The 902-nt window shown below is 68.7% G+C and carries 1 protein-coding gene; it reads left to right on the forward strand.

Features of this window, described 5'->3' with window-relative positions; all coding sequences use genetic code 11:
• Window positions 1-13 precede the first annotated feature (13 nt).
• A partial coding sequence (locus H261_RS22910) for a phage tail sheath N-terminal beta-sandwich domain-containing protein (RefSeq protein ID WP_407636103.1) occupies window positions 14-902 on the forward strand: 889 nt, incomplete at its 3' end.

The following is a 902-nucleotide window of genomic DNA, read 5'->3' on the forward strand; positions in this document are numbered from 1 at the left end:
TGACGAAATCCCCGTGGACGAACGGACATCCGGTGTCCATGTGGAGGTCCGGGGTGTCCCCGGCTATCTGCGCGAGCAGCAGGAGGCGTGCATCATCGCCCAGATGATCACCTCCGGCGATGGTATGGGCACCGCCACGCCCGGCGTTCCGGTGGTCATCCCCGGCGACGGTTCCGCCGCCGCCGCCCTGTTCGGTTCCGGCAGCCACGCCCACCGCATGGTCCGTGCGTACCGTGCGGGCAACCGCACCACGCCGCTGACCGTGATCGCGCTTGAGGACAATGCCGCTGGTGCCAAGGCCGCCAGGACGGTGACGTTGGCCGGTACCGCCACTCAGGCGGGCACGCTGCCCGTTTATGTCGGCCTGGACCGTGTGCAGGTGGGGGTGGCGGTGGGGGAGACCGCCGCCGTGCTGGCCGCTGCCCTGATCTCTGCCATCAACGATGCCGCCGATCTGCCGGTGGTGGCCGAAGCCACCGCGACCCCGGAAGAGGTCAAGGTGACGGCCAAGCACAAGGGCGAAATCGGCAACGACATCAAGCTGCACGTGGCCATGCTGGGTGAGCTGGGCGGTGAGGCGGTGCCCACCGGCTTGACCGTTTCCGGCCTGGGCTTTCTGACCGGCGGTACCGCCAATCCGGTTCAGACGGCGGCTCGCGCCGCCATCGCCAACCGCGATTATCACTACTACACCCTGGGAGGGTGGTCCGATACCACCACGCTGGACGCCTGGTCCGCCGAACTGGAGGATATGTGGAGCCCCGGCCGCGACCTGTGGGGGCGCCTGGGTCTGACGGCGCGGCGCGGATCGCTGTCGCAGTTGAAGACCTTCGGCTCGGCCCGCAACGACCGCTTCATCTCCTGCCTGGGTGTCTCTGGCTCGCCGGGTCCGGTAGTGGGAG

The sequence above is a fragment of the Paramagnetospirillum caucaseum genome (assembly GCF_000342045.1).
GTDB lineage: Bacteria > Pseudomonadota > Alphaproteobacteria > Rhodospirillales > Magnetospirillaceae > Phaeospirillum > Phaeospirillum caucaseum.